Below are 25,388 nucleotides of genomic sequence, written 5' to 3'. Positions count from 1 at the left end.
TTATAATTATAACACATACATTAAAAAAAGTAAGTAAAATATGCTGTCATTTATAATAAACTGCTATGTTGAAGTTGCAAATAAATGGGCCAAGAATAATCTTGACCCTTCCTCAACTATCTATCTACTTTCATCTTTGTTGCCATAGGATCTGATAATATTTCATATCCACCCATAGCTGACATGCTTATAATCATAGCATTAATAATTTTTAATAATATCCCTTGTATTCCAGAGCCTGTATCTCCAAATATGGAGATGAGAAATAATGCAATAATAAAAGTATAAAATCTAACGAAAACATCACTAAAATATTTCTTTATAAAAGGTTTGGTAAATTGTACTATTAAAGAGGTCCCAGCAACTAGTCCTACAAATGAAGTCAATGTATCGGCATTCATCAATTCATTATACATATTATCTCCCCCTAAATCCTAATAGATTATAATCTTATTCTATTGTATTCTAGGAGGACTTATTAATATGCGTGGTTTTACTCCAATTAATAGATGTAATGCTTTAAAAAGACTTTATTAAAAAATCTATTATATCCTTAGCCTTAGGAGGACAGCCTAGCAAACTATTTTTTAATCCTTTAGTACAGTTACCTATTCCTATGCCATTACCTTCTATGTCTTTATATCCCTGACCAATGTATATTTTACCATCCATGTTATTTAAATATCCCATTTCTTTTAATCGATCCAGTGCATGAATTAAACTTCCATAGCAAGCAGAACAGGCCATGTTTTCCTCCACATTTGCTGTAAGCTCCTTAACTAGCCTAGTCTTTGGTATAGTCATTGGAGTTGAATCTTTATTCAATTCTATTATATTCTCATCTAATAGTTTGGTATTCCCTACTCCGATTTCTTCTGCCATCTTAATATATGGAATATCCTCTAAATCATAACCTAATAATTGGGCTACATAGCTATCAATCAACACTGGGTCTTTCCCTACTATTACCCTATTCATCTGAACGGGATTTCCACCTTCTTCAAAATTTAAATCACCTATTATACCATCTACTACTATTAGGTCTTGTTTAAGTATTTTGTTTAGATAAGCAATAGGTTTATGAAGACCCATAGTATGGAAACGCCTTTTCTCCTTGTTTGGAATACAGCCTTTCATATTCTTTAACGCGCATGTGATATTAGTTTGACAATGACCCTTTAACACAGGCATATTTATTAGGTAATCCACTTCCATAATGCTATCGCAAATAGAAAAGGTCATTCCATTTAACTCATAATCAGTGAAACTGTCTTTCTGTAAATCTATTAAGGGAATGTTATACTTTTTTGACAATTCTTCATAACCACATACTTTAAATGCTAGCTGTGTTTTATCTCCCACCCAAGCTCCCTCAAGTATAGCTAAATTATTATATCCTTTAGATTTTAGATATTCCACTACACCCTCAACCAAATTAGGGCAGGTAGTAGCACCTGATGTGGAAGGTTTAGCAAGGACTAAATTGGGCTTTATTCCTATTAGGGCGTCCTTATTTGGTATTTCCTTTTCTAAATCTATTTTGCTTAAAATTTTCTTAACCATTAGCTTTGGTTCATTCCCATATATAACATATAATGTACTGGGTTCCATATTTTTCACCCTTTCTTAACCGAATATATTTATTATATATTATATCATCAATTCCATCTTCTTCATAAAACAAGGGACTAAATGTCCCTTATCCATCTAACTCTTCAGTTAATTCAATTATTTCATCTATTATTTCCCCAATATATTCTATAGTGTTTAATAATGGTTTTTCTGTTGTAATATCCACACCAACTTTCTTGGCAAACTCTATTGGAGTATAGATTCCTCCCGATTTCAAAACTTCAAGCCAATCATCTATAGCCTTTTGTCCTTCTGATAAAATCCTCTTATTCACTTCTGTGGCAATGGTTAGCCCTGCACTATAAGTATAGGGATATAATCCCATATAATAATGGGGCTGTCTCATCCAAGTTAGCTCTGCCCCTTCATTTATTATGACCACATCTCCCCAGAACTTTTCCAATACCTTTCTCTTAAACTTATTTAATAATTCAGCATGAATAGGGCCTCCATCATCGATTATCCTATAAACTTCCCTTTGGAAGGCTGCCTCTAATAAGTGGGTTACAAAGTTGTGGTAATAGGTTCTAGATATAATGATAGATAATACCCACCTTTTCATCCTTTTATCTTCCGTATTCCTCATCAGGTAATTGGCCATAAGCATTTCATTCATAGTAGATGGAGCTTCTATTAAGTATTTAGAAGGTCTAGTATTAAATATGTTATTATGCTTATGCGCTAAATAGAAATGGCCTGCATGACCTAATTCATGGGCTAGAACGAATACTTCCTTCATCATTTCAGTCCAAGAAATCAGTATAAAAGGATGGCTACCATATGGGCTTGAGCAAAATGCTCCTGTGGACTTCCCTTTGTTTTGAACAAAATCTATCCATCTTTCATCAAAGGCCCTCTTTACCATATTGAGATAATCTTCTCCAAACAATGATAAGGCTTCCTCCACGTAGGTTCTAGCTTCTTCTATACTTATTTTAGGTTCAAACTCTGGATCCACTGCCAGCTTTAAATCCATAAAAGTCATTTCATCTAGATTATGAATTTTTTGAATTAGCTTTGCGTATTTTCTCATATGGGGAGCTAGCCCTTCCATAATCAAATCAATTTGCCTGTCATAAAGCTCCCTATCCACCTTTTGTGAAAATAATAGGCTATCAAATACTGAATCAAACCCCCTTAGATTAGCAATTATTTTCTCTTTTTGAACTTGAGTTTGGTAAACAGTTGCTATAGTATGCTGATACTTCCTCAATTTCCTTGCAAAAGCCTTAGCCGCTGCTCGTCTAAGCTTTGTATCCGTTTCATACTCCCATTTTTCTTCAAAAAGCACAAAACTTAAAGGATATTCTTCTCCATCAACTGTAAAGTTTTCAAAATCCATATCGGCCAATTTGGTTCTGTTATAAATTTGATAAGGTGCATCTAATATATTGGATAGAGCAGATAAAGTCTTTTCTACTTCTGGGGACAAGGCATGTGGCTTTTTATCCATAATTTCCTTTAGAAATAATTTATTATCTTCCGATACTTCCATGGCCTTTCTTATTAATTCCTCGTCCAATTGAATGATTTCCGATTCAATAAAACTAAGACGGCTATTGATTTCTGATATAATGCTAGCAGTTCTCATCTGCCTAGTTTGTGCCTGTGTATTTGTTTGGTCCACTGCTAAATATAGATATGAATATGAACCTAATAATCCCCCCAATTCAAATATAACCCTTAATTTGTCTAGACAATCATTAATTGTTTTAGGGTCCTTTAGTTTTCCTTTGAATTCCTCCTCAGCTTCTTTAGAAAGGCTTACTAGTTCCTCTAGCTTTTTTTCGTATTCCTCTTCTGTTTTGAATATGGATGATAAATCCCAAGTATATCTCTCATCCACATCCTTTCTGTCTAAAAGACTTATAGCCAAATGAACCCCCCCCTTATAATATTTAGAGTATCTAAACAAATTATATTATAATAGTCAGGGTAGTTCAATAAAAATAAGGAGATTATCCTTAATCTACTTATAGATAATCCCCTTTCCATTATCTTAATGGACTTACATATTTCCTGTTTTTAGTTCTCCTATTGAATTCATTCTTTGCTTTTTCAACTAGACTAGAATCATTCAGTAGATCGTAAGCTACTGCTGTAAATATTTTTGCAGCGTAAAGCATTCCCTTAACACCTAAAGACGAACCTGATGCTGAAGTAGCTTGCCATGAATGAGCTGGTACTCCCAAGGGCCAGGTGGCTGTTAAGAAGAAATTCATAGGCATTATCCATGACACATCTCCACTATCAGAAGAACCCAACATGACAACTTTTTCAACTTTTTCCTTCTCTAATACTTCTCGATGAATAAAGAGTTTTTCATCATCTTCTATGGATATAAATTTCTTAATTTCACCTTCTACCAATTTGGGGTTTAAGGTTCCTTGTATGTCCTTTGCAAATTTCAATTCTTCATCAGTATATGCTGGCAAATCCACTTCTAACATATTTCTATATGTTAACTCGAATAATACGTCGTTGGGCAATATTTCATAGGTACCACCAAGTATTTCATATTCCACTTCCGTTTCAGTCATCATAGCTGCTCCTTTTGCTACCTTAATAAGCCTTTCAGTTATTTCCTCTACATCCTTCCTATAAGGTGCTCTAACGTAATACCAAGATTCTGCCTCTTTAGGAACAATATTAGGTGCTCCCCCAGCATTAGTTATAGTGTAGTGGATTCGAGCTTCTTGAATAACATGTTCTCTTAAGTAATTGGCACCCACATTCATTAACTCTACCGCATCAAGAGCAGATCTACCCGATTCAGGCGATTGAGCTGCATGGGCTGAAATCCCATGGAATCTGAATTTTATAGAATTATTCGCAAGAAAAGCTTCTCTCATGGCAGTATTTATGTTCATAGGATGCCAACTAAGTGCTATATCACATCCATCAAAAGCACCTTTCTTTATCATTTTAACCTTTCCCACTAAAGTTTCCTCTTCGGGACAACCATAAAACCTTATAGTTCCTTCCTTTTTGCTTTCCTCTAGATACCTTTTAACTGCTAGAATACCTTTTAACTGCTAGAGCAGCGCCTAATGCTGCAGCTCCTAATAAATTGTGTCCACAACCATGACCAGGACCTTTTTCTTCTACCGGATTATATTTGGTATCCAATTTTTGAGACAATCCAGGTAGCGCATCGTATTCTGCTAATACTGCAATAACTGGTGGGCCCTTTCCAAACTCTCCTATAAAAGCATGTTCCATATCAGGTATTTCTTTTATTTCGAATCCGTTAGATTTCAATATTTTTTTATATCGATTGGCTGAAGCTTTTTCCATTCCAGAAACTTCAGGGTTGTTCCAAATTTCTAAACATATTCCTGTTATATCATAACTAATGTCATCTATATACCTAATTACACTTCCTTTATTCATTTGCTTCCTCCTCATTAAAAGTTTTCCTCAATAAACATAATAGCTATTGATGCAAATGCAGAATTAACATAATTAAACTAGATAATTTTTCAGATAAAACTTATGAGATACTAGAGTTATACCCAATATAATAGACCTAATTCAATTTTTGCTAAAGAAAATTTAACGTGTAAATTAATAGCGACTAAAATTCTAAATGTAAATATAATATTTGTATTTTAAAGTAAAATAATTCTTATGTTAATATCTATAATAATAAATTTATATCTAATTTAACTAGTCTAATAAAAAAGGGACAGTTCAAAAACATGCCCCTTAATTCTCAATATTCCAATACTTTAGATAAAAATTCTCTGGTCCTAGGATTCTGTGGATTTTCAAATAATTCTAGTGCATCGTTTTCTTCCACTATTTCCCCATCAGCCATAAATATTACCTTATCTGCTACTTGTTTTGCAAATGCCATTTCATGGGTTACTACAATCATAGTCATACCCGTTTTTGCTAAATCCTTCATAACATTTAACACTTCTCCTACCATTTCAGGGTCTAGAGCTGATGTTACTTCATCAAAGAGCATGATTTCTGGGTCCATAGCAAGGGACCTAGCAATAGCTATTCTTTGCTTCTGTCCCCCTGACAGAGAATTTGGGTAGACATCTTTTTTATCAAACAAATCCATAGTTTCAAGTAGTTTTAAAGCCTTTTCTTCCGCTTCCTCTTTAGTTAATTTTTTAGTCAAAACTGGAGCTAATATAATATTTTCTAAAACCGTCTTATGAGGAAACAAGTGGAAATGCTGAAAAACCATACCTATTTTCTGTCTTATCTTGTCTATATTCTTGCCAGAGTTGGCAATATTCTCGCCATTTATATATATTTCTCCCGATGTTGGTTCTTCTAAATAATTAATGCATCTTATTAGAGTACTCTTACCAGAACCAGAAGGCCCAATTAAACCCACTACTTCCCCTTCCTCTATTTCTAAATTTATATTTTTCAATACATGTTTGTCTTTAAAATACTTATTCAAGTTTACTATTTTAATCATTGTGAGCTAACCTCCTTTCCAGTACACCTATTAGTCGAGATAATGTAAAGGTAAACATAAAATACGTTACTGCAACGATTATCAACGGATTGAAAGGCTGAAAGCTCGTACTTTGTACTATTTTTGATGTATACATTAAATCTGCAACGCCTATTGTTGAAGCTACCGATGTTTCCTTAATTAATGTAACAAATTCATTTCCCAACGCAGGCAATATGTTCTTAATGGCTTGCGGTAATATTATATACCTCATAGTTTGTCCACTAGTTAATCCTAAACTTCTACTTGCTTCCCTTTGACCCTTGTCCACCGATTGGATCCCTGAACGGATTATTTCCGCTACATAAGCAGCACTATTTAAGGATACTGCTATCAAAGCCGCTAAAAAGGCATTTATATTTACCCCTAAAATAACATAACTTCCAAAGTAAACTAAAGCGATCTGTACCATCATAGGTGTACCTCTAAAAGCTTCTATATAGATACTTGAGAAGAGTTTTAATATTTTTACTTTGGATAATTTTAAAAGGCAAAGAATAGAGCCTAAAGTTGTACCTATGATAAGGGATAAAAAGGATAACAATAGTGTTATTTTAATTCCTATTACATAGTAATCTCTATATTCTATAAATAATTTTACTACGTCCAAATCTCTTCCTCCTTATATTTATCTATTCTAGATCGTTTAATTCATTTGCTTCAATTACCCACTGTTCCATTAACCCTTCAGCCTTTGCCTTTGCCAATATTTCATTTATTTTCTCAGTTAATTCATCATTTCCCTTCTTTATTGCTACGGCTATCCCTTCTGAACCACTGTCAATAACTAATCCTTCAACCAACATTAGATCATCATTAGATTTAGCAAAGGCTTTAGCAACAGTAGTTTCCATAATTGCACAATCTATTTTATTAGTCTTTAAGTTCATTACTATATCAGGATTTGTATTTAAGCTTATTACATTTGCATCCTTTATTTCCGTTTCAGCAATCTTTTCCTGAGTTGTACCAATTTGAACACCTATGCTTTTTCCATTTAAATCCTCCATAGAAACTATATTGGATTTATCATCCTTCCTTATTAATACGGAATGGGTTGATTCATAGTAAATATCGGAAAAGTTAGCTTCCTTTGCCCTTTCAGGATCTGGATTCATAGCAGCAATTACTATATCTAACATGCCAGCAGACAATCCTCCTAATAGCTTGTCAAAATCCATATCTTTTATCTCCAATTCTACACCTAATTCATTAGCAATATATTTCCCTATTTCTATATCAAATCCAACAATTTCATCTTCTCCATTTATCATCTTATGAAATTCAAAAGGTGGATAATCAGCACTAGTTCCCATTATTAATTTCCCCTTCTTTTTAATCCCTTCTAAGGTATAGCTTTCAGGCTTAGAGTTATCATTTTCCACATTCGCATGATTCCCACCACACGCTACTAGTAAACTTGTTAGCATTACAATTATCATTAATAAACTTAATTTCTTCTTCATTTTCAACACCTCTCTAGATTATTTTATTAATTAAAAAATCTCGTCTCCAATTATATTAGAGACGAGATTACCCGCGTTACCACTCTAATTGGTTTTATTACAAAACCCAGCTCAATTCAAATAACGCTTTAAATGCGAAATAAGATACTCACCTTAAATTTACCAAAGGCTTTGTCCTATTTGTCTCAACAGCTCTTTTCACCATATTTTCAATTCACTGGCTCTCACCTAACCCAGTTTCTCTGTAAAATCTACTAATATGGCTACTCTCTGCATCATAGACTTTAAATATTAAATTTTAAACATTATTACAAGTTAAATGAACGCTCATTATATTCAGATTATCATTAAAAAACTCGTCTCATAGCTAGAGACGAGTATATGCCCGCGGTACCACTCTAATTGTGTTTTACTAGTAAAACACAGCTCAAATCAAATAACGCTTTAAATGCGGGATAAGATACTCACCTTAAATTTATCAAAGGCTTTGTCCTATCCATTTCAGCAACTCTTTTCGTTATGCTTTCCATCTACTGGCTCTCACCTAACCCAGTTTCTCTGTAGGATGTACTCAACATAACTACTCCTTTGCATCCTCAATTTTTTCTGTTTTATATATTATAAAATATAATACATAGGATTTAAATATTTGTCAAGGATTTTTTAATTACAAAAATATTTCACATTATAACGATAAGTTAGTTTCATTTAAAATATTTCCATAATAATCTAATTTAATATTATCTATAACTGGATTATTGATTTCATCAACTAAAACGTATTTTAACTCTTCATATAATTTTTTTGGCTACATTCAAATCTGTAAGATCTGTCTTTTTGTCAATAGCAGCACTATATACATAATTCTTTCTTCCTATTTTAAATTTGCTAATTCATCAATATTTTTTTCTCATCCTCTTGACCTAAAGGCCTAGAGTCGATGTATATAACTTCCATACTAGCATAGTGATTCCTAGTAAATATATTATTCCTACCATTTTCAAGACATCTTATTATACTTTTTTGTATTCATACCAATTTCAGCTAAATCATAATAAAACTCGTAATTTTATTTTATCTAATAAGGGATTTGTATTTTCAATGTTTAACTCCATAGTTTTGATAGTAAGTTTTAAGTACGATAAAAGATCTGATTTTAAACTATTGAAACTTTCTTGAGAAAGATTTAATCTAATACTTATATAACTCATCATTTCATCTGTGGCTGTAAAAAGCTTGTTTTTTATGTCATACATATTTACTCCGTGAAAATAATTAGGCTTTAAATTTGCTGGTATAAGATGAAATGTAATATTTGCTACCTCAGCTTCTGAAATTGAGACGTTATATATTTTTCAGGATTTATTGCTATTTCTTTCGCTAACACATACTCTTTATATGTTTGAAGCAGTTTTAATTCCTCTATAGGTAATTCTATTTCTTGATTATTTAATAGCATATCTATGCCAATAGCAATATGTATTAGCAATGAAATATAGGAACTATCTGGTATCCAAAAATCATATACTTTCTTACTCATTTTTATAGCATGTTTTATAGCTTCAATATTCATATCATTCTATTAATTCCTTTTCCTCGTTATCTACATCAAACCACATACCCATTCCAGATTTTTTATAAAAGGCAATATTTTCTTCTTTCAACCAACTTTCTACTACCTCTATTATAGTTCTAATACTAACATTACATCTAGTTGCAAACCCTTTAACTGTAATAGAAGACTTCACTTCAATCAAATCAATTATTATTATTGAACTCTGCCTCTAATTTAAAACATATATAGCTTTTTCCCTACCTTTTAATACAAAATCTTGCTATATAACTTTTCTAAAATCTATTCATCATTCATATACTATGATATATCAATATTACAAAATATAAATAAAACTTTTTTCACATTTAATGATGCAATTCTTAACTTATGTTAATATTCTTGATAAAAATAATCCCTCATCAAAAAAGAAACCGATAGTTTATACTACCGGTTATACAATATTAATCTAATTAATTTTCATTTTTTGATTTAAAATGTATTCCACCTCTTTTAAATTGTTCCTTGCATAATTCACTACTTTTTCCGCTTTTACAATCTTATTATTTTCATCTACAATCTTCACGCTACCCTTAATAGGTTTTGTCTTCCAAGATTTTGCATATTTAAACTCATCTAATTCTCCCCACAAATATGGAACAGGTAAAAATCCAGCAGCAAAAATCTTATAGAATCCCTCTGCTGAATATGGGTTTTCTACATGGCTTTCAATTCCAGATATAATAGTTTTAGCAGAATCTAACAGCTCTAACATTCGTTCTTCAACATCCCTATTTTTGCTCATATCCTCTATTTTCCCTTTGCTTCTTAACTCTCTATATTTTTGTAATGAATATTGAGTAATTTTTATACTTTCATTGATAACATCTGGAGTTGCCAAATGAGAAGCTTCAGAATAACTAACTACATGGATAATTGGCGGACTTGTTTCATCCAAAGGTTCTATATCATCCATTAAGGCAGTTACTGCAGCTAATTGCATCTTAGCTTCATCTAAATTCGGTTTAAAATAGTCTAAACCCGCTCTTGGTTGTAATATCACTCTGAAATTTGAATCTTCTAAACTTTTAACTAAAGTCAGCATAGCTCTTGACTTAGCCAAATCCTGAATTCCCCAAGTGTACCTTGGAGTATTTAGCATATTCTGTAATATCAAAGTTTTAACTCCTATTTTCTTAGCAAGTTTCGCAGCTAAATAGGCAGATACAATGTAAGTTACATCATCTGCTCCTCTGAACGCAAAGTGGTGAGGTATATTTGGCTCAAAAGGTTTATTAGTTTCAGCTATAAATTCTAAAGTTTCAACATGTTGTTGTAAATTGGTATATAAATCATAAGGCCCCCTTCCATCTAATTTATTAAACCACCACAAAGATAAGGCGTGCCAACATATATTTATGGTTTCCTCATATATTCTAGCCAATTGGGGGATATTTTTAGTTCCTGCATAAGTTCTCAATAATAAAGGTCGAGATGCCTCCCAGATCATTCTATACTCTTCAAGTGAATTGATGGGAACACCTCCTCCATTCGGCTTATCTCCCCAGTCTTCACCAAAATTGGACTGGGAAAGTTGGGAAGTACCAATGGATAGAATATCTAAGTATTCAGTTTTAGCTAAGTATTTCGCCCAAGATATGAACTCCTTAACTGATTCCATCCTATCTTTTGAGGAAGAATATGGGCCAACATGAGCACGCATTAGAGGAATAAAAGGTTTACTAATATTAGAGTTTAGCCTTTTTACTACGGTATCCTTTGAAGTTCCATATTCGTCATATGTAGCGCGATTAACAGGCTTAAACCCTTGATAAGATTGTGAGTTTATTATATCTTTGCCGAATTCCATTCTAAGATCGTCATATAAACTTCCTTCAATAATGTCTCTTGGAATTCTTGCCTCAGGAACTCCCATTTTAGCTAAAGATTCTTTAACCGTTTCTCCACCAATAAAGGTTTTAATGAATCCTTTATATTCTCTCTCTATTATCTCACAAGTCTTTGGTAAGCCTGCAAAAAAAATTGTCTTAATCTGACCTTCTTGATATGATAACATCTCCTTACTCTTGAGGGCATTCATAAAATAGCCTACCATATTCACTGCTTCATCTTGATCTAGCCTATAACTTAAGCCTATCCGTGTTACATTGTTTTTATTAATCCAATCGAGCACCTTTTCTTGATTGACCTCATATTTTATATTGTTCATTGCCTCCGCAATATCTTCACCTGCAATAAGTACTGTATACCCACATTCACGCAATAGTTCAGCAGCTGAATTAATACCTAGGGTATGAGCATCTAGGGATGGTTTTATAAAAGCAAAAATATCTCCATCTACTGCTAACACATTATACCCTCCTTTACAAAGTATTTATATCACTTTAAAAACCATAGTAAATATAATTATACTTGTAAAATACCCAAAATATCAATATATTAACCAAAGAAAATTATTATAACGCACAAAAGGCCTCTGATTATCGCAGAAGCCTTTTATTTCCAGCTAATGAATAATTGTTAAAAGTCATCGTCATAGATTTCTAAGCACAACATAAATTCTACCTTTCAAATTCTCTACTTCAGTTCCCTCTTCTACTCTAATCCTCCATAAGGATAGTTCCCCTTCAATTTGATTTGTTAATATGCCATTTAAATAAACTCCTACTACATCTTTTACATATTCATCCTTAATCTTTATATTAATATAACAATTTTGGGTAACTTCACTTTTTATCATATATACATTTTCAACTTCCTCTGGCCAATTTATAACTAACTGTTCAATCACTCTAATCATAGTTTCCACTTTTAACTCCAATTTTCTATTGTTTTCAATTCCATCTGGTAATATAAATGTTCCAATTGCCTTATAATCTCCTAATTTAAATTCGTTATAATTTATTACATTCCATTTTAAATTTACTTGGTGAATATTCCCCTTACTATCTAGTATTGTAGTAGCTTTGGGTAATAAATTAATAACCTCTTCTAAGCTTGTACCAATTTCAACAATAATACTACCCACCTCAGCAATTTTTACTATATCAACTGATTCTTTAATTTCAGGTTCTTTTGACCTCTTAATACCTGATCTGTAGTCCTTCCAACTGTCTTCATTAGAGTAGTTTTGGGATATTAGATCACTTACTGGTATTGGTACTATTACTGCTACTCCATTAACCACCTTGAGTTCATGAGTATATTTAACCTTTCTATTAACTTTATACTTTTCCTTACCTAAAATGTCTCTTAGCTTAAACAAATTATCAGATATAGCAAGTTTATAGTCTAATATTTCCCCCCTATTAGTTTCTATATATACATCTTTCCCCATTTTTGCAGCTATTCCTATGTAATACCTTATTGCATCATATAAAATATGTACACTTTCCATAGAACTTTTGACCGCATTCTCATAATTCGAATAAACCATATTTCCATCTTCATTTTCAAAATAGATATTTACCATGGCTTCATTTAAGTCATCTGCAAGTACAAAAGTTGGCATCACTATTAATAACATAACCATTATAGATAATATTTTTTGCAATTGCTCTTTCAATAAATAAATCCTCCCCTCATTTTTATTATTTTGCCATAAAAAACTAGCTTTATTTTTTATAATAAGGTTATTATTATAAAATATTTTATTAATCACACTCCAATTAATTTGTAATAAAATGTCAACTATATAATAATTATTTCCGCCTTTTTATTATATTTTCCAATATTTCATTTCTTTAAAATGGAAAATATTTTTATTTTAATTTTATTTAGATCATTTTTTCATCTAATAAACATTCAAATATGTGATAATTGTCAAAATGTCATTAAATAAACAACCCCTGGATTAATCCAGAGGTTGTTTTTTACTCAATTGGCTTTTTCAAATTTCCTACCATAATTGCTGTAATTAAAGACCCTATTAATATGCTTAGAGCATACAATAACACTCCTTCAACAGCATTTGGTATTGGAAGTACAAAGATTCCCCCATGGGGTACAGCAAGCTTAACCTTAAAAAGCATAGTCAAAGCCCCTGCTACCCCAGAACCCACCATTAATGAAGGTATTACTCTTATAGGATCTGCAGCCGCAAAGGGGATAGCACCTTCAGTTATAAAAGAAATTCCTAATATCAACGAAGCTTTTCCAGCTTCTATTTCTTCACTGGTAAACTTCTTTTTATACAATATAGTTGCAATCCCAATACCTATAGCAGGTGTCATCCCCGCAGCCATTACTGCAGCCATAACGGAAGACGATTGCCCAGCTGCAATAGTCCCTACTCCAAAAGTATACGCAGCTTTATTAATAGGACCTCCCATATCAAATGCCATCATAAAACCAAGAACAAGTCCAAGTATAATTGCACTACCTTCTTGAAGATTGTCTAACCAGTTTGTTAATCCTTCATTCATTGCAGCAACTGGAGTTCCAATTACATATATCATCAACAGACCTACCATTAATGATGATAACAAAGGTAAAACTAGTACAGGCATAAGCCCTTCCATAGTTTTAGGTAACTTTATCCATTTTTTTAGTAAAACTATAATATATCCAGCTAAAAATCCTGATACAATTCCGCCAAGAAAACCTGCACCTATTTGGCTTGATAGCATTCCTCCTATCATTCCTGGTACTATCCCAGGTCTATCAGCTATTGAATAAGCTATGAATCCAGATAATATTGGGATCATAAGTGCAAAAGCTGCTCCTCCACCTACGGTGTTTAATGCCCACGCCAAAGACCCTTCATTTTCACTTGCATGTATTCCAAAAGCGAAAGATAAGGCTATTAAAATACCGCCTGCTACAACAAAAGGTATCATATAAGATACTCCTGTCATTAAATGTTGATAAGGTCCCTTTTTACTCTGTGTTCTTCCTTCGTGAATGATAGAAGACCTTTCAATATCTTCTTTTTCCTTTTCCAATCTTATAGCCTTCTCAATTAAGGTTTTAGCATCCTTAATTGCATCCTGAACTGTAGCTTCTACAATAGGTAATCCTTCATATTTTGTCTTGTCAATTTTAGTATCTGCAGCAATTATAATCGCATGTGCATTTCTAATTTCTTCTTCTGTTATTTCATTTTCTACACCAATGGAACCATGAGTTTCTACCTTGATTTCAACACCTGCCTCTTTGGCAGCCATTTGTAAAGCCTCTGCAGCCATGTAGGTATGAGCTATCCCTGTAGGACAAGAAGTTACAGCTAATAGTTTCATTTTATATCCCCCTTTCATTTATTTAAAAGCTTGCACTATATCATTATAGTTTTGAGCTTTTATTAACTTTTCCCTAACTTGACTATGCATAAGCTTTCTAGATATATAACTCAACACTTTTAAATGAACATCATCGGATTTAAATGGGACAGCTATTAGAAATACTAAATTAACTGGTTTGCCATCCATAGAATCAAATTCTATACCTTCTTTGCTTATTCCAAGAGCAATAGATGGTTCTAACACAGCATTACTCTTCCCATGAGGTATACCTATACCATAACCTATACCAGTAGAAAACTCTTTTTCTCGTTTCATAACTGCCAGTTTGAAATCCTCTTTGCTATTAATTACACCATCTTGATATAATATCTGGATCAATTCATCTATAGCCTCTTCTTTACTTCTTCCTACCAAGTTAAATGAAATTCTCTCTGGTGTTAACAATTTCTCAATATTCATAGTATCCTCCTTTTATCATAAAGGTTTTACAATTATTTTACTTGTTATTTCTTTAATCCTCTCAATATCTGGTATTTCTGTACCTGCTGTCATAACCTTAGCTGTACCACAAGCTATTGCTAATTTAAACACTTCATAGTCTGATAAACCATTCTCTATCCCATAAGCCATTCCAGCTACCATGGCATCTCCTGCTCCAACAGTACTTTCTATGGGTACTTCAAGCCCTTCAGAAAAATATATATTTTTAGCAGTTACATATACTGCCCCCTCTCTGCCTGAAGAAATAAGTACTTTTTCTATTCCCTTGTTTATCAAATCCCTACCAGCTTTTACTATAGAACCTATATTTTTTTCATCTATATCCACTAATCCTTTTAGCTCATAAACATTTGGTTTTATAGCATATGGAATAGCTTCTACACCTTCAATTAAAGAATTATTATCTGCATCTAAAATCACCTTTACAGATTTTCCTTTTAATAAATTGATTAAATCTCCATATATACTATCTTTAATACCTTCAGGTAAACTACCAGATAAAACTACTAAATCCCTCTCGTCTACCAGCGATAGAAAATAGTCAATAAATTTCTTCAATTCTTCATGAGTAACAATGAAACCCTTATCATTAATATCTGTAACAGTTCTATGTTTTTTTTCAACTATCTTTATATTAGTCCTATTTTCTCCTGATACAAGATAAAAGTCTGATTTAATATTTAAGCTCTCTAAATAATTTAGAAAAAAGTTAGAATTCTCATTTCCCAATATACCTGTGCACACACTATCTATGCCAAGTACCTTCAATACTTTAGATACATTAATACCTTTTCCGCCTACGTCTTTTCTTGTATTTATGCTTCTATTTACCTTGCCTCTCTGATACTCATCTATTACTACTGTCTTATCTATAGCTGGATTCAATGTTACAGTATAAATCATATTATCCTCCCTTATCCTTAATACAATAAATTAACCCCTAGATTCCGGAAATATTCCATTTCCTCTTCATTTCTTTTTTTGTTGGTTATTATATAATCAATGTCTTTAATATCACATATCCATGAAAAATATACCTTACCAAATTTTGATTCATCAACTAATAGATAAACCTTATCTGCCACATCAATCATAGCTTGTTTTACCCCAGCTTCCTGTAGTGTAGGTGTAGTTACTCCAAATTCTAAAGATATACCATTTGCCCCCAAAAATACTTTATCTACCCTGAATTGCTTAATAACCTTCTCAGTAATAGAACCTACTTGAGCTTTTGTATTACTCCGTATAATTCCCCCGGTATTTATTAGTTGAATATCATCTCTGTTGGACAATTCATAAGTTAATGCTATGGAGTTTGTTATGACAATTATATTTTTAGCTTTAATAAACTTGGATATGTATAAGGTAGTAGTTCCAGAATCCAAAATTACAGTATCTCCATCTTTTATCTGTTCTGCTGCAATTTTTCCTATTCTTTCTTTTTCCTCTGCACATTTATCTTGCTTTTCTACAAAAGTAGCTTCCAATTTGCTGATTGTAGATACAGCTCCCCCATGTGTTCTAAGAATAAGCCCATGCTTCTCCAATTCATTTAAATCTCTCCTAATGGTTGATTCTGATACATTAAACCTTTTAGCTAATTGAGATACCTTAACGCTATCCCCTCTATTAATAATTTCTGCAATCTTCATTCTACGTTCTTCTGCAAACATACTTTCTCCCCTTTTGAATATATTTGCTCGTATTTCTTTCAAGTACTTGAATAATTGTGCTTGTTTATGATTGCTTATGATTGATTTTATTTAATATTTTTATATTTGTCAAGAGATAAAAAGAAAATTATCAAAAAAATTATTAGTTTTAATTTTTTATTTTAAATACAGTTAATATATTAAATATAAGCTGTTATCGAAGATTATATTATGGGTTGATTAATCTATAAGAGATGCTTAATTGTGAGAAAATGTATAATATAAAGTGGTTATACAAACAGGCCTGGAAGGAATAAAGTTCCATAAATTTAGTAGCAGATATGACAGTTAATATAGTGATAACAATCATAATAAATATAGCTATTGGTAAAGATCCAATAGCTATATTCACTAGTTAACACCACACTATTTAAATTAAGATAGCACTACAATGAATGCAAACAAAAAATTTAAAATCTACAAACTTCTATTGCCCCTCCCCCTATGGCGTAAAATCTTCCTACACCTATGATGTTTATGATATTCAGCAAATTAGAATCTTCTATTGGCTCATCAAATCTAACCATGCCTACATAGCTTTCTTGTATTATCTTACCTGCCCCTATACGTAGTGGGTTGTTTACTTTAAATTTTATCCCATCAAACTGGTAAGTTATATTTATTTCATCTATGGTATCATCCGTAATGTTATAAATCTTGTTTAAAGAATCTAATTTATTCTTTTCTTTAACAAATATATCTTCTTTAATATCTATTGGAGTCAATATCCTAATGCCAATTATTTTCCCAGCCTTTTCTACTATTTGGGATTGATCCGTATTTCTATTTATAATAACAAATTTATAACTCTCCCTATAAAGGCCTCTTGCCTCGAATTCTTAAATTATGAAATCAATAAAATCCATATGTTTTATTGAATCTCCAAGAAAAGTAAATTTCAAATCTAGTATATTTTCGGCTTTCATAATCTTTTTAGAAAATAAAGGTCTTTTAACTATAATGGGTAGATTTTCAATATATTTAAAATCTACAGCAGTCAAGTAGCTATACAGACATTTATAATTATGACCACAGCTTATACATTCTTCTTTTCGATTAATGCATAATATACCTTTCAACCTACTGAATATGGTCTTAAAAAATACAATTTCTGGTTCTTCTTTAAAACTTATCTCTTCCAAAAATTTAATTCTATAGTTAATAGTCTTTATATTTAGCATATTACCTATCAACCTTTTCGAGTATGGTAAATCCTAGTAGCTTTGGAGAAACTGCTGAATTAACAAATTTCTTTGTCTTTGGAAATTCATAATTCTTATTGTATTTATAAGGTATTGCGATATTTTTAATTTTCCTTACATAATAAACCCTGTCCAATTTTTTGATCGCTAAAGCTATTGTATTTGACTTATAGCCTTTTCCCTTGCCTATCCTAAGAACCGGTTTATCTAGGTTGTTTATCGAATCTAACTCTTCTAATATTTCAATTACTTCTTTAGAATTGAATGCAGGATGTTTATTTTGCTTAAAATACTCCAACTCATCTTGGATTATATCCTTTGAATATTGATATAACACCCTTAGCAGTTCTTTTTCTTCAAAATACCTGATTATATCCTCATTAAACCTATGGGACACTTTTTCATTTACTCTAATTTTAAAATCGAATTCTTCGGTGCAATCTCCTGGTTCTATAGCTTCTATAACATTACCAAGAATGAAATTATCGATATTATATATAGTTTCCTGATAAATTCCCAATCGATTTTGGGTCATATTCATATCCTTGACTCCTAAGAATTTAAACGGGTCCCTTTGAATGTCCTTATTAATTCCATAATTTTCTTACATCTCATATAGAATATAATCATCTATTGTATAACAACTTCCCTCTTTGCTATATAAGTAATTTACAGCTTCCTTAATATAATCAATCCCTTTATTGAGTAGATAATCGTACATAATGGCAGTTCTAATAACTCCTTTTATAGTTAAGCCAGGTATATAGCTGCCCAATATATTAGCCATTGTTCCATATATTTTTTGTCCAGATAGATTGCCTACATAATTGTCTGCTACCAGCTTATATTTTTCCACTACTGAATCTTCAGCTATATTTTTATTTATATAATAATCTAAAGTCTTATTATACTCCTTCCTTTTGCTATCTGAAGTGGCAAAATTCCTAAGTAAATCATCATTTAGTAATTTATTATATTTCACTGAACTGATCACATCTAATTCATCAAAAATTAATACCTTATCATCCTCGATCATGTAGTTCATAGCTCTTATAACTTCACCGCTATGTATATGGGTTGGAGACAATATCCTAAGTATATATGCCATTCCTATCACCTACCTTATAAGAAAAAAGCTAAGCCATTATGTCTTATTTTCTTATCCCCAATCTCCTTAACTATAGGAAGTCTAGCATACATATCTTTATACTGCTTTAATACCAGTTTTGATCCTTCCCCTATATAGCCAACCTGAATCTTTACTATATCTTCCCCATGAAATTCATGTCTAGATTCAACCATACATTGTTCCATGATGATGGAATAAAAGCTCTTATCCCAATGGACTTCTTCGTAGTAAGGAATATATTTGGATAGAAGTATGTTTTCTTCCATGTATTTTTCATATTTAAACTCACTTTCAAAAGACACTTTAAAGCTATTTGCACCAACACTTTTGTCTCCACCAATTCCAGTGTCCGACATATACTTAAAGACGGGTAAAAAATAATTTATGTTTTCAGTTTTCATCAAAAAATACAATTTGCTATTTGGAGTAATATAGATTCTTTTATAATAGAATAATTGACCTTCATCGGTAGTTCCACTCAATCTGTTTATAAAATTCCTCCTAACATTTTCTTCATAATAATCTATAGATGGAATTTCTTCGCCTCTATAATGGAGTATATTCCTATTAAGCTCATATTTATCATTTTGGGAAATTATCCCTTCTACTAAGTCTAGTCTACCAATCTCACCTTTTAAATAATCTCTGAATAGGGCTTCTGAAAAATATTCTATCTTTTTCAAGGATTTGCTTCTCACAGCTAATTGACTACCTTTTACTCCTACTCTATTCCCTATTTCAATAATCTCGTCTAATTTAGCCCAGTTCATTATTGATGCTTTAAAAGGCCCATCCATAAAAGATGAAGAAACTATAAATCTGCTTTCATGTTCCTTAAAGTTATCTAAAAGCTGTTCCAACTCTTCTTCTCCATATAGCTCTCTGATAGCCCAACAAATGACTCCAAATATAGTTTGGGAATCAGGAAAAGCAGTCATGAATCCATAGGGGATAATGTTAATTTTATATATGCGCACAAGCATCACCCCTAATTATATTGTTTTCTCAATTATTTCTTCATCTTTTTCTCCTAGATAGTAATCCCTATCCCTAACGTAAATTCTTACATTTTTGAATTCTATTTTGACAGCACCTCTAGAACCCATCCCCCCCAGATAACTATCTTGTAATAGCCTCATCCCTTCAATGATAAGGGCTAATAGTTTTTCGTTCTCTTCTACATACTGGGTTAATACAATTTCTCCTTCAAATTCTGCTCCCTTTGGAACTCTTTCAAAGAACCTAGGTGTTGCTTTAGAAGTTAACCAATCTATATTATTTTCTGCCTTTATTTCAGTAAAAATATTTTCCCCTAGCTGTAATTGTAGCATCTGTTTGCTTTCCTCAGTAAGATAGGCATCTCTAACTATGGCACGAGATACTAAAATATTCTTTTGCTTCTTATCGTTTTTAGCATTTGGTATACTACCTGGTGAAACTCCAAATAATTTGCATACATCGTATTTAGGATCATTCAAAACTTGTCCACCACTTTCAATAAGTACTTCAGGAGCTTCTTGCCATTCTAATAAGCTTCTCATCTTCCCTTTCAAAGATGAACCTGATATATAAGGCTCTCCTGTTATAGGATTTTTAACGACTGGATTATCCATGCCTCCTATATCGAAAGATATGTTTCCTGCTTATATTTGAAGCCCTGTTTTACATTCAAGGATATATTTAATAATATACCTTAAATTTTCTAATATGTAGGGAAAGTAACCTGAATTGTTGAATATTGCTAAGTTTTCAGCATAAGATACTAATGTATTAATAAAATCAATCTTTAATATAGGGGTAGGTTCATTTTGGTCAAACCTATTTATTTTCAGTTCAAAAGCGCCATAATATACCATAATATTTGAAATATCCTTAATATGCTTTAATACCATTAAGGAAAAAGCTATTACTACAGGCATATGCCTAAAAGCATGAGTTATATCAAGTACCACGTCCCTATTATCATTTGAAATTTCGGTCATCATCTTATTCATGTATATCTCAAAATCTAAGGGATCTACCACAATAAGCCTAATACCTGATAAATGTTTTTGGAGTTCTTCCTCCCATTTAGAAAGCAAAGACTTGGAAATTTCTTTGTTCTCTTCATTATAGATCCTATCATAAAGCTCAATCATTTCGTCATGATATTTTTTCCTCTACAACATAAAGTAATTCTGACCAGTTGGATTTGCTGGTACCAAATATTAGCCATTTATCGATATCATAACCTTGCCCTATCAACACTTTATATAGAGCAGAACCAAAAAAGAAGTGTGGATAGTTTCTTGAGTTTCATTAAAATAATACTTAGTCCCTATATATCCTTTTGATTCTTTCAGCAAATTCCCTTTACCAATTAGGGAAATTAAAGCAATCTTCCTTGCCACAGAATCACCTTCCTAAGCCATTCACTTATACCTTTTATATTAACTTCACACAGCCAAACCCTTGGCTGTTCTTACTGCCCAAACCCGTATCCACCCCTAATTGAAGGAGTAGAGAATCTCCTTTCATTAAAAATTTCCCAGTATATCCTTTTATTATAAATTCCTTGTAATTTACAACAGCTAACTTAGATAATCCAATGGGCTTAATTTTTACTTCCCCCTCTGGAGGTTCTTTTGAATAAAAAGCCCTATACTTATTTTTAAGATTGTTAGATATAATCTTAGAAAATTCCTCTTCCTTTGGATTAAAGAAATAGGTAAATTTCCTGCCATCCTTCCTTAATAATGTGCTATACACTGAAATTGGTGATAGGGCATATACTCTTATTTCTTCACTGTTGACTATTTCCCTTTCTATAGCCAATTCTCTCACTTCTAGATTATTATTTCCCAATCGAACCCTTTGGCACCTCAAAAAACCATTTCCAATTGAATTTGAAAACTCATCGTAATGGGACGAAATGGTAAGTTTAACAGGTCCATCAAATATAATTAAATCATTTTTTTTATCAAGTGTATAACTTCCTTTTAGTCTAGAAAAAGAAAACATCTTAAATGTCCTTTTTTGGTTTTGGAAGCCCTTTTCATGAAGAAAATAGGCCAATTCAGCATCTAATATACTATATATCATTCCCTGGACCATATGATTATATTGTATTGGTAATACTACTTTGTCAGAATCAATAGGATAAAAAGTAATGATTTCTTTCATTATAAACCTCCAAAAAAAAATAATAGAATTAAGGAACTATATATTGATTCTACAAAAAATCCTTAATTCCTTTATTTTTCTGCAAACTATTAATTTAGATAAGCAACAACTGTTAAAGTCACCCTGATGGATTCAATAAACATTGGAATTGGATCTCTTACTTCTGCCTCTTCCACATAGACGGAAATAATTACTTCATGCCCACCTTTTAATTCAGGAGTTATCATGGTTCCCCAACATTCTGAACTGTATTGCCTATATTTCGCCATTCTTAACTGGGCCTAATATTCCCATCGTACCTGCACCTCCTCAATATCTCTATCTAAGTATTTTCTAATTAAAACGAAGATAAAAATAAAATAAGTTTTGTATCAAATATTTTAATTACCTTAAACATAGCACCTATTTTATACTTCCATGCAAATATTTATTAGCTACATCTCTTTAATTGTTTGCTATTAATTCTATAATTGACGTTTGTTCTATTTTTTTTAATGGATAAATAATTGATAGTATGATAGATGAAGCACATAACAAAGCATTAAAGACAATTAGCGTTAGTAGCCATTGCCATTGAAGTCCCCATTTATCAGTAATAAGCCAATTATAAATTGTTTTATGCAGGCCTATCTCTTTAAATTGCTGTTCATCAAAAGATAATACTTTATAGCCTATATTCTCACCATCAACTAAAAAATCTGTACATTCTTTATTTCCATATACAGTTGAAATTTCATTTAACTTTTCTAGTTCCTTTATTTGTTTATGTTGTAGTCCTCTATCAGATTCATCTATAGTTACAGTAATATCGGCCATGGAAGGATACAAAATAGGTATTGCTTGATGAAAAAAATCTAATATACCTTGAAAACAAAAAATCAATATTATGCATACTGCAAATGAACCTGTTAAAAGGAAAATATTCTTTTTTCTACTTAGAACATGCATTATTCCTAAACTCATCTCAATGGAAGAATTCTTCAATAATGTAATATTCGGCTCATACGTCTTATCTTGTAATCCTTTTATCGCTATTATAAATGTGGTTTTGGATGCCTTTTGAGCAGGATATTCATATCATTGTTATGCCAACGATTGTTCTAACCACTATACTATTAATATTAATTGAAATAAAGGAATTTCAGAGAAAAAATCGCTATTGATTTCTTTTAGTAGGAGATATATGCCCTATGAAACAAACTGACCTATTACTAAACCCATTGGAATAGATTTTAAACCTTTGTAAAATCCTTGTAATATAACTAGACATCTAATTTGTTTTTTTGATGCTCCAATGCAACGCAACATTCCATAATAAGTTATATTATTTAAGATTTCTAAGTTAATCATTAAACTTCAAGCTGTTAAAACAAGAATTATTATAATTAAAGTTAAGATATAAAATTGTTTCATAATTTTATTTGTGCTAGTCCCTATTAAACCTAATAATATCGTGTTTTCAGAAATTTCTTCATTTTTAAACCTATATCGGTCTTTTATATCCCTAATGGAACTTCTTATAGAACTTTCATCCTTAAATTTTATTCTAATAGAAATGCTATTTTTATTTGCGGTAATTTCATTAGTGCCTAAAAAACAATTGGTTTATCGAGAATATAACCAATCCCTCCCGGTAGTATCCAGCCTGCATATTCAATATCTTCTCTTTCGGCAATTTCTTTTGCAACCCCATCATTTAAATTTCTTAACATAATATGATAATCGCCATAAGTTTTTTGCTGTAAATTAACTTGAGATTCCAATGTCATTTCAGCGGTTGCAAAAATTAAGGATACATTTGTATATGAAGTTTTTTATCTGATTAGCGTCGAACTACCCCCTCCATTAATCTACCTTGATATTACCATATTCCTTATTTTTTATCAAATATAGGTTTTCCAAATATTTCCTATCGATGTATTACTGTTTCTCCTAAATTTAATGTTCTACCCCTTTTATCCATTGATTCAAAAGAAACAATGCCCCTAACTTTCCATCCTTTCAGTGAATATATCTGCTAAAAGAGAGATAAAGTTCTTATTCTATTTTAAATATCATTTGCTATAAAATAAAAAAGCCTTGTAAACTTAATAGTTACAAGGCTTATATTGGTGTACCTAGGAGGACTTGAACCCCCAACCTCCTGATTCGTAGTCAGGCACTCTATCCCGTTGAGCTATAGGTACAAATGTTAAACTTGTTGGAGGCGGCACCCGGATTCGAACCGGGGAATAAAGGTTTTGCAGACCTCTGCCTTACCACTTGGCTATGCCGCCTGATAAATGGAGCGGGTGAAGGGAATCGAACCCTCGCAACCAGCTTGGAAGGCTGGGGCTCTACCACTGAGCTACACCCGCATACTACTAATAACAAACTATATAAATTTATAATAACTCAGAAACACAAGGTTCCTGAGTTTCATTGTATTATGGAGCGGAAGACGGGATTCGAACCCGCGACCCTCGCCTTGGCAAGGCGATGCTCTACCACTGAGCCACTTCCGCAAATACTATATTGGTGGAGGAGACTGGATTCGAACCAGTGAAGGCTGAGCCAACGGATTTACAGTCCGTCCCCTTTGGCCAACTCGGGAACTCCTCCATTATGGAGCTGGTGAGAGGACTTGAACCCCCAACCTACTGATTACAAGTCAGTTGCTCTACCAATTGAGCTACACCAGCATGTGGCGACCCGGAAGGGACTCGAACCCTCGACCTCCAGCGTGACAGGCTGGCATTCTAACCATCTGAACTACCGGGCCATATCCAATTGATAATTGGTTTTATGGTGGGCGCAATAGGGCTCGAACCTATGACCCCCTGCTTGTAAGGCAGGTGCTCTCCCAACTGAGCTATGCGCCCATGGTGACCCTACGGGGATTCGAACCCCGGTTACCGCCGTGAAAGGGCGGTGTCTTAACCACTTGACCATAGGGCCACATTTGGTAGCGGCGAACGGACTCGAACCGCTGACACTGCGGGTATGAACCGCATGCTCTAGCCAACTGAGCTACGCCGCCACATTAACTAAACATGAATGAATGGTTGCGGGAGCCGGATTTGAACCAGCGACCTCCGGGTTATGAGCCCGACGAGCTACCAGACTGCTCCATCCCGCGTCATTTCCTATATTGATTATTGGTGGTGCCGAGGACCAGAATCGAACTGGTACGGTCCCAAAGGACCGCAGGATTTTAAGTCCTGTGCGTCTGCCTGTTCCGCCACCCCGGCACTTTCTTGGCTCCCAGGGTGGGACTCGAACCCACAACCTACCGGTTAACAGCCGGGT

27 protein-coding genes, 12 tRNA genes, 1 pseudogene and 2 other annotated features are annotated in these 25,388 nt (G+C 32.7%); all 40 genes and pseudogenes read right to left on the bottom strand.

Translation table 11 applies throughout. The annotated features are described in order from the left end of the window. Positions 1-116: 116 nt before the first annotated feature. Positions 117-416, bottom strand: a complete 300-nt coding sequence (locus tag BLV68_RS13300; protein WP_093754620.1) for a hypothetical protein — start codon at positions 414-416, stop codon at positions 117-119. 103 nt (positions 417-519) lie between these two features. Further along, positions 520-1,611 carry a DUF362 domain-containing protein gene (locus tag BLV68_RS13295; protein WP_093754618.1) on the bottom strand — a complete coding sequence of 364 codons (1,092 nt, stop codon included), beginning with the start codon at positions 1,609-1,611 and terminating at the stop codon, positions 520-522. Positions 1,612-1,699: 88 nt separating this feature from the next. Continuing rightward, positions 1,700-3,508: an oligoendopeptidase F gene (gene pepF, locus BLV68_RS13290; protein WP_093754616.1), complete on the bottom strand. Its 1,809-nt coding sequence runs from the start codon at positions 3,506-3,508 to the stop codon at positions 1,700-1,702. A 118-nt stretch (positions 3,509-3,626) separates the two neighbouring features. Then, positions 3,627-4,607, bottom strand: coding sequence for a peptidase dimerization domain-containing protein (locus tag BLV68_RS13285; protein WP_327192052.1), 981 nt, complete (start codon positions 4,605-4,607; stop codon positions 3,627-3,629). 34 nt (positions 4,608-4,641) lie between these two features. Next, complete coding sequence (locus BLV68_RS15875; RefSeq protein WP_200773795.1) at positions 4,642-5,025, bottom strand: zinc-binding metallopeptidase family protein; 384 nt, start codon at positions 5,023-5,025, stop codon at positions 4,642-4,644. Between the two features lie 322 nt (positions 5,026-5,347). Continuing rightward, positions 5,348-6,076, bottom strand: coding sequence for an amino acid ABC transporter ATP-binding protein (locus BLV68_RS13280; RefSeq protein ID WP_093754614.1), 729 nt, complete (start codon positions 6,074-6,076; stop codon positions 5,348-5,350). Beyond that, a complete protein-coding gene (locus BLV68_RS13275) occupies positions 6,069-6,725 on the bottom strand; it encodes an amino acid ABC transporter permease (protein ID WP_093754612.1) in 657 nt (218 codons plus the stop codon). Before BLV68_RS13275 ends, BLV68_RS13280 begins: the two co-directional genes overlap by 8 nt. 22 nt (positions 6,726-6,747) lie before the next feature. Next, positions 6,748-7,581, bottom strand: coding sequence for a transporter substrate-binding domain-containing protein (locus tag BLV68_RS13270; protein ID WP_093754610.1), 834 nt, complete (start codon positions 7,579-7,581; stop codon positions 6,748-6,750). Between the two features lie 54 nt (positions 7,582-7,635). Further along, positions 7,636-7,869: a binding site (T-box leader), on the bottom strand. A 78-nt stretch (positions 7,870-7,947) separates the two neighbouring features. Next, positions 7,948-8,187: a binding site (T-box leader), on the bottom strand. 712 nt (positions 8,188-8,899) lie between these two features. Further along, complete coding sequence (locus BLV68_RS13260) at positions 8,900-9,154, bottom strand: PRD domain-containing protein (RefSeq protein ID WP_093754606.1); 255 nt, start codon at positions 9,152-9,154, stop codon at positions 8,900-8,902. A 1-nt stretch (position 9,155) separates the two neighbouring features. Continuing rightward, positions 9,156-9,329, bottom strand: coding sequence for a hypothetical protein (locus tag BLV68_RS13255; RefSeq protein ID WP_159428704.1), 174 nt, complete (start codon positions 9,327-9,329; stop codon positions 9,156-9,158). 273 nt (positions 9,330-9,602) lie between these two features. Continuing rightward, a complete protein-coding gene (locus BLV68_RS13250; protein WP_093754602.1) occupies positions 9,603-11,504 on the bottom strand; it encodes a cobalamin-binding protein in 1,902 nt (633 codons plus the stop codon). Between the two features lie 183 nt (positions 11,505-11,687). Further along, entirely contained in the window at positions 11,688-12,719 is a 1,032-nt protein-coding gene (locus BLV68_RS13245; RefSeq protein WP_093754600.1) for a hypothetical protein, read from the bottom strand. 307 nt (positions 12,720-13,026) lie between these two features. Further along, positions 13,027-14,391 carry a PTS fructose transporter subunit IIC gene (locus BLV68_RS13240; RefSeq protein ID WP_093754598.1) on the bottom strand — a complete coding sequence of 455 codons (1,365 nt, stop codon included), beginning with the start codon at positions 14,389-14,391 and terminating at the stop codon, positions 13,027-13,029. A gap of 18 nt (positions 14,392-14,409) precedes the next feature. Continuing rightward, positions 14,410-14,853 carry a PTS sugar transporter subunit IIA gene (locus BLV68_RS13235; RefSeq protein ID WP_093754596.1) on the bottom strand — a complete coding sequence of 148 codons (444 nt, stop codon included), beginning with the start codon at positions 14,851-14,853 and terminating at the stop codon, positions 14,410-14,412. A gap of 15 nt (positions 14,854-14,868) precedes the next feature. Next, on the bottom strand, positions 14,869-15,798 hold the full coding sequence (pfkB, locus tag BLV68_RS13230) for a 1-phosphofructokinase (protein WP_093754594.1): 930 nt from the start codon (positions 15,796-15,798) through the stop codon (positions 14,869-14,871). A 17-nt stretch (positions 15,799-15,815) separates the two neighbouring features. Then, entirely contained in the window at positions 15,816-16,568 is a 753-nt protein-coding gene (locus BLV68_RS13225; protein WP_093754592.1) for a DeoR/GlpR family DNA-binding transcription regulator, read from the bottom strand. Between the two features lie 449 nt (positions 16,569-17,017). After that, the gene (locus BLV68_RS13220) at positions 17,018-17,332 is read right to left on the bottom strand and encodes a hypothetical protein (RefSeq protein WP_093754590.1); all 315 of its coding nucleotides are present in this window, start codon (positions 17,330-17,332) and stop codon (positions 17,018-17,020) included. A gap of 114 nt (positions 17,333-17,446) precedes the next feature. Continuing rightward, positions 17,447-17,788: a hypothetical protein gene (locus BLV68_RS13215; RefSeq protein ID WP_093754588.1), complete on the bottom strand. Its 342-nt coding sequence runs from the start codon at positions 17,786-17,788 to the stop codon at positions 17,447-17,449. 1 nt (position 17,789) lies between these two features. Beyond that, a pseudogene (csm5, locus tag BLV68_RS16035) lies at positions 17,790-18,917 on the bottom strand (type III-A CRISPR-associated RAMP protein Csm5). A 14-nt stretch (positions 18,918-18,931) separates the two neighbouring features. Beyond that, complete coding sequence (gene csm4, locus BLV68_RS13200; protein WP_093754582.1) at positions 18,932-19,915, bottom strand: type III-A CRISPR-associated RAMP protein Csm4; 984 nt, start codon at positions 19,913-19,915, stop codon at positions 18,932-18,934. Between the two features lie 15 nt (positions 19,916-19,930). Continuing rightward, entirely contained in the window at positions 19,931-20,560 is a 630-nt protein-coding gene (gene csm3, locus BLV68_RS13195) for a type III-A CRISPR-associated RAMP protein Csm3 (RefSeq protein ID WP_268807643.1), read from the bottom strand. Positions 20,561-20,581: 21 nt separating this feature from the next. Next, a complete protein-coding gene (locus BLV68_RS13190; protein ID WP_093754578.1) occupies positions 20,582-21,076 on the bottom strand; it encodes a CRISPR-associated DxTHG motif protein in 495 nt (164 codons plus the stop codon). 102 nt (positions 21,077-21,178) lie between these two features. Next, entirely contained in the window at positions 21,179-21,328 is a 150-nt protein-coding gene (locus BLV68_RS15515; RefSeq protein ID WP_159428703.1) for a hypothetical protein, read from the bottom strand. Between the two features lie 34 nt (positions 21,329-21,362). Beyond that, positions 21,363-22,100 (bottom strand): CRISPR-associated endoribonuclease Cas6, encoded by a 738-nt coding sequence (gene cas6 / locus BLV68_RS13185; RefSeq protein ID WP_200773794.1) that lies wholly within the window; start codon positions 22,098-22,100, stop codon positions 21,363-21,365. A gap of 89 nt (positions 22,101-22,189) precedes the next feature. After that, entirely contained in the window at positions 22,190-22,369 is a 180-nt protein-coding gene (locus BLV68_RS13180) for a hypothetical protein (RefSeq protein ID WP_093754576.1), read from the bottom strand. 175 nt (positions 22,370-22,544) lie between these two features. After that, positions 22,545-23,048, bottom strand: a complete 504-nt coding sequence (locus tag BLV68_RS13175) for a hypothetical protein (protein WP_093754574.1) — start codon at positions 23,046-23,048, stop codon at positions 22,545-22,547. Between the two features lie 240 nt (positions 23,049-23,288). Beyond that, positions 23,289-23,450 (bottom strand): FtsX-like permease family protein, encoded by a 162-nt coding sequence (locus BLV68_RS16360; protein WP_093754572.1) that lies wholly within the window; start codon positions 23,448-23,450, stop codon positions 23,289-23,291. Positions 23,451-23,689: 239 nt separating this feature from the next. Next, the gene (locus BLV68_RS16150) at positions 23,690-23,812 is read right to left on the bottom strand and encodes a hypothetical protein (protein WP_268807641.1); all 123 of its coding nucleotides are present in this window, start codon (positions 23,810-23,812) and stop codon (positions 23,690-23,692) included. Positions 23,813-24,209: 397 nt separating this feature from the next. Then, positions 24,210-24,286 (bottom strand) — tRNA-Arg (locus BLV68_RS13165). Positions 24,287-24,301: 15 nt separating this feature from the next. Continuing rightward, positions 24,302-24,376: transfer RNA gene (locus BLV68_RS13160), tRNA-Cys, on the bottom strand. Positions 24,377-24,383: 7 nt separating this feature from the next. Further along, positions 24,384-24,457: transfer RNA gene (locus BLV68_RS13155), tRNA-Gly, on the bottom strand. Between the two features lie 72 nt (positions 24,458-24,529). Then, positions 24,530-24,604: transfer RNA gene (locus BLV68_RS13150), tRNA-Gly, on the bottom strand. A gap of 11 nt (positions 24,605-24,615) precedes the next feature. After that, a tRNA-Tyr gene (locus BLV68_RS13145) sits at positions 24,616-24,701 on the bottom strand. Positions 24,702-24,705: 4 nt separating this feature from the next. Further along, positions 24,706-24,781: transfer RNA gene (locus tag BLV68_RS13140), tRNA-Thr, on the bottom strand. 3 nt (positions 24,782-24,784) lie between these two features. Beyond that, a tRNA-Asp gene (locus tag BLV68_RS13135) sits at positions 24,785-24,861 on the bottom strand. Between the two features lie 24 nt (positions 24,862-24,885). After that, positions 24,886-24,961, bottom strand: a tRNA-Val gene (locus BLV68_RS13130). A gap of 1 nt (position 24,962) precedes the next feature. Continuing rightward, positions 24,963-25,037 (bottom strand) — tRNA-Glu (locus BLV68_RS13125). 5 nt (positions 25,038-25,042) lie between these two features. Beyond that, positions 25,043-25,119 (bottom strand) — tRNA-Met (locus tag BLV68_RS13120). 22 nt (positions 25,120-25,141) lie between these two features. Next, positions 25,142-25,218 (bottom strand) — tRNA-Met (locus BLV68_RS13115). 23 nt (positions 25,219-25,241) lie between these two features. Beyond that, positions 25,242-25,330: transfer RNA gene (locus BLV68_RS13110), tRNA-Leu, on the bottom strand. Positions 25,331-25,388 lie beyond the last annotated feature (58 nt).

The sequence above is a fragment of the Tepidimicrobium xylanilyticum genome, from assembly GCF_900106765.1.
In the GTDB taxonomy this organism is placed as follows: Bacteria; Bacillota; Clostridia; order Tissierellales; family Tepidimicrobiaceae; genus Tepidimicrobium; species Tepidimicrobium xylanilyticum.
The sequence above is the reverse complement of the archived record's forward strand: the minus strand, read 5'-3'. Positions and strand labels throughout refer to the sequence as shown.

Coding starts and splice junctions, on each gene's coding strand:
- BLV68_RS13300 (WP_093754620.1), bottom strand. CDS start 416: ATGTATAATGAATTGATGAATGCCGATACATTGACTTCATTTGTAGGA.
- BLV68_RS13295 (WP_093754618.1), bottom strand. CDS start 1,611: ATGGAACCCAGTACATTATATGTTATATATGGGAATGAACCAAAGCTA.
- BLV68_RS15875 (WP_200773795.1), bottom strand. CDS start 5,025: ATGAATAAAGGAAGTGTAATTAGGTATATAGATGACATTAGTTATGAT.
- BLV68_RS13280 (WP_093754614.1), bottom strand. CDS start 6,076: ATGATTAAAATAGTAAACTTGAATAAGTATTTTAAAGACAAACATGTA.
- BLV68_RS13270 (WP_093754610.1), bottom strand. CDS start 7,581: ATGAAGAAGAAATTAAGTTTATTAATGATAATTGTAATGCTAACAAGT.
- BLV68_RS13260 (WP_093754606.1), bottom strand. CDS start 9,154: ATGAATATTGAAGCTATAAAACATGCTATAAAAATGAGTAAGAAAGTA.
- BLV68_RS13240 (WP_093754598.1), bottom strand. CDS start 14,391: ATGAAACTATTAGCTGTAACTTCTTGTCCTACAGGGATAGCTCATACC.
- BLV68_RS13235 (WP_093754596.1), bottom strand. CDS start 14,853: ATGAATATTGAGAAATTGTTAACACCAGAGAGAATTTCATTTAACTTG.
- pfkB (WP_093754594.1), bottom strand. CDS start 15,798: ATGATTTATACTGTAACATTGAATCCAGCTATAGATAAGACAGTAGTA.
- BLV68_RS13225 (WP_093754592.1), bottom strand. CDS start 16,568: ATGTTTGCAGAAGAACGTAGAATGAAGATTGCAGAAATTATTAATAGA.
- BLV68_RS13215 (WP_093754588.1), bottom strand. CDS start 17,788: ATGCTAAATATAAAGACTATTAACTATAGAATTAAATTTTTGGAAGAG.
- BLV68_RS13190 (WP_093754578.1), bottom strand. CDS start 21,076: ATGATTGAGCTTTATGATAGGATCTATAATGAAGAGAACAAAGAAATT.
- cas6 (WP_200773794.1), bottom strand. CDS start 22,100: ATGAAAGAAATCATTACTTTTTATCCTATTGATTCTGACAAAGTAGTA.
- BLV68_RS13180 (WP_093754576.1), bottom strand. CDS start 22,369: ATGGCGAAATATAGGCAATACAGTTCAGAATGTTGGGGAACCATGATA.
- BLV68_RS13175 (WP_093754574.1), bottom strand. CDS start 23,048: ATGCATGTTCTAAGTAGAAAAAAGAATATTTTCCTTTTAACAGGTTCA.
- BLV68_RS16360 (WP_093754572.1), bottom strand. CDS start 23,450: ATGATTAACTTAGAAATCTTAAATAATATAACTTATTATGGAATGTTG.
- BLV68_RS16150 (WP_268807641.1), bottom strand. CDS start 23,812: ATGTTAAGAAATTTAAATGATGGGGTTGCAAAAGAAATTGCCGAAAGA.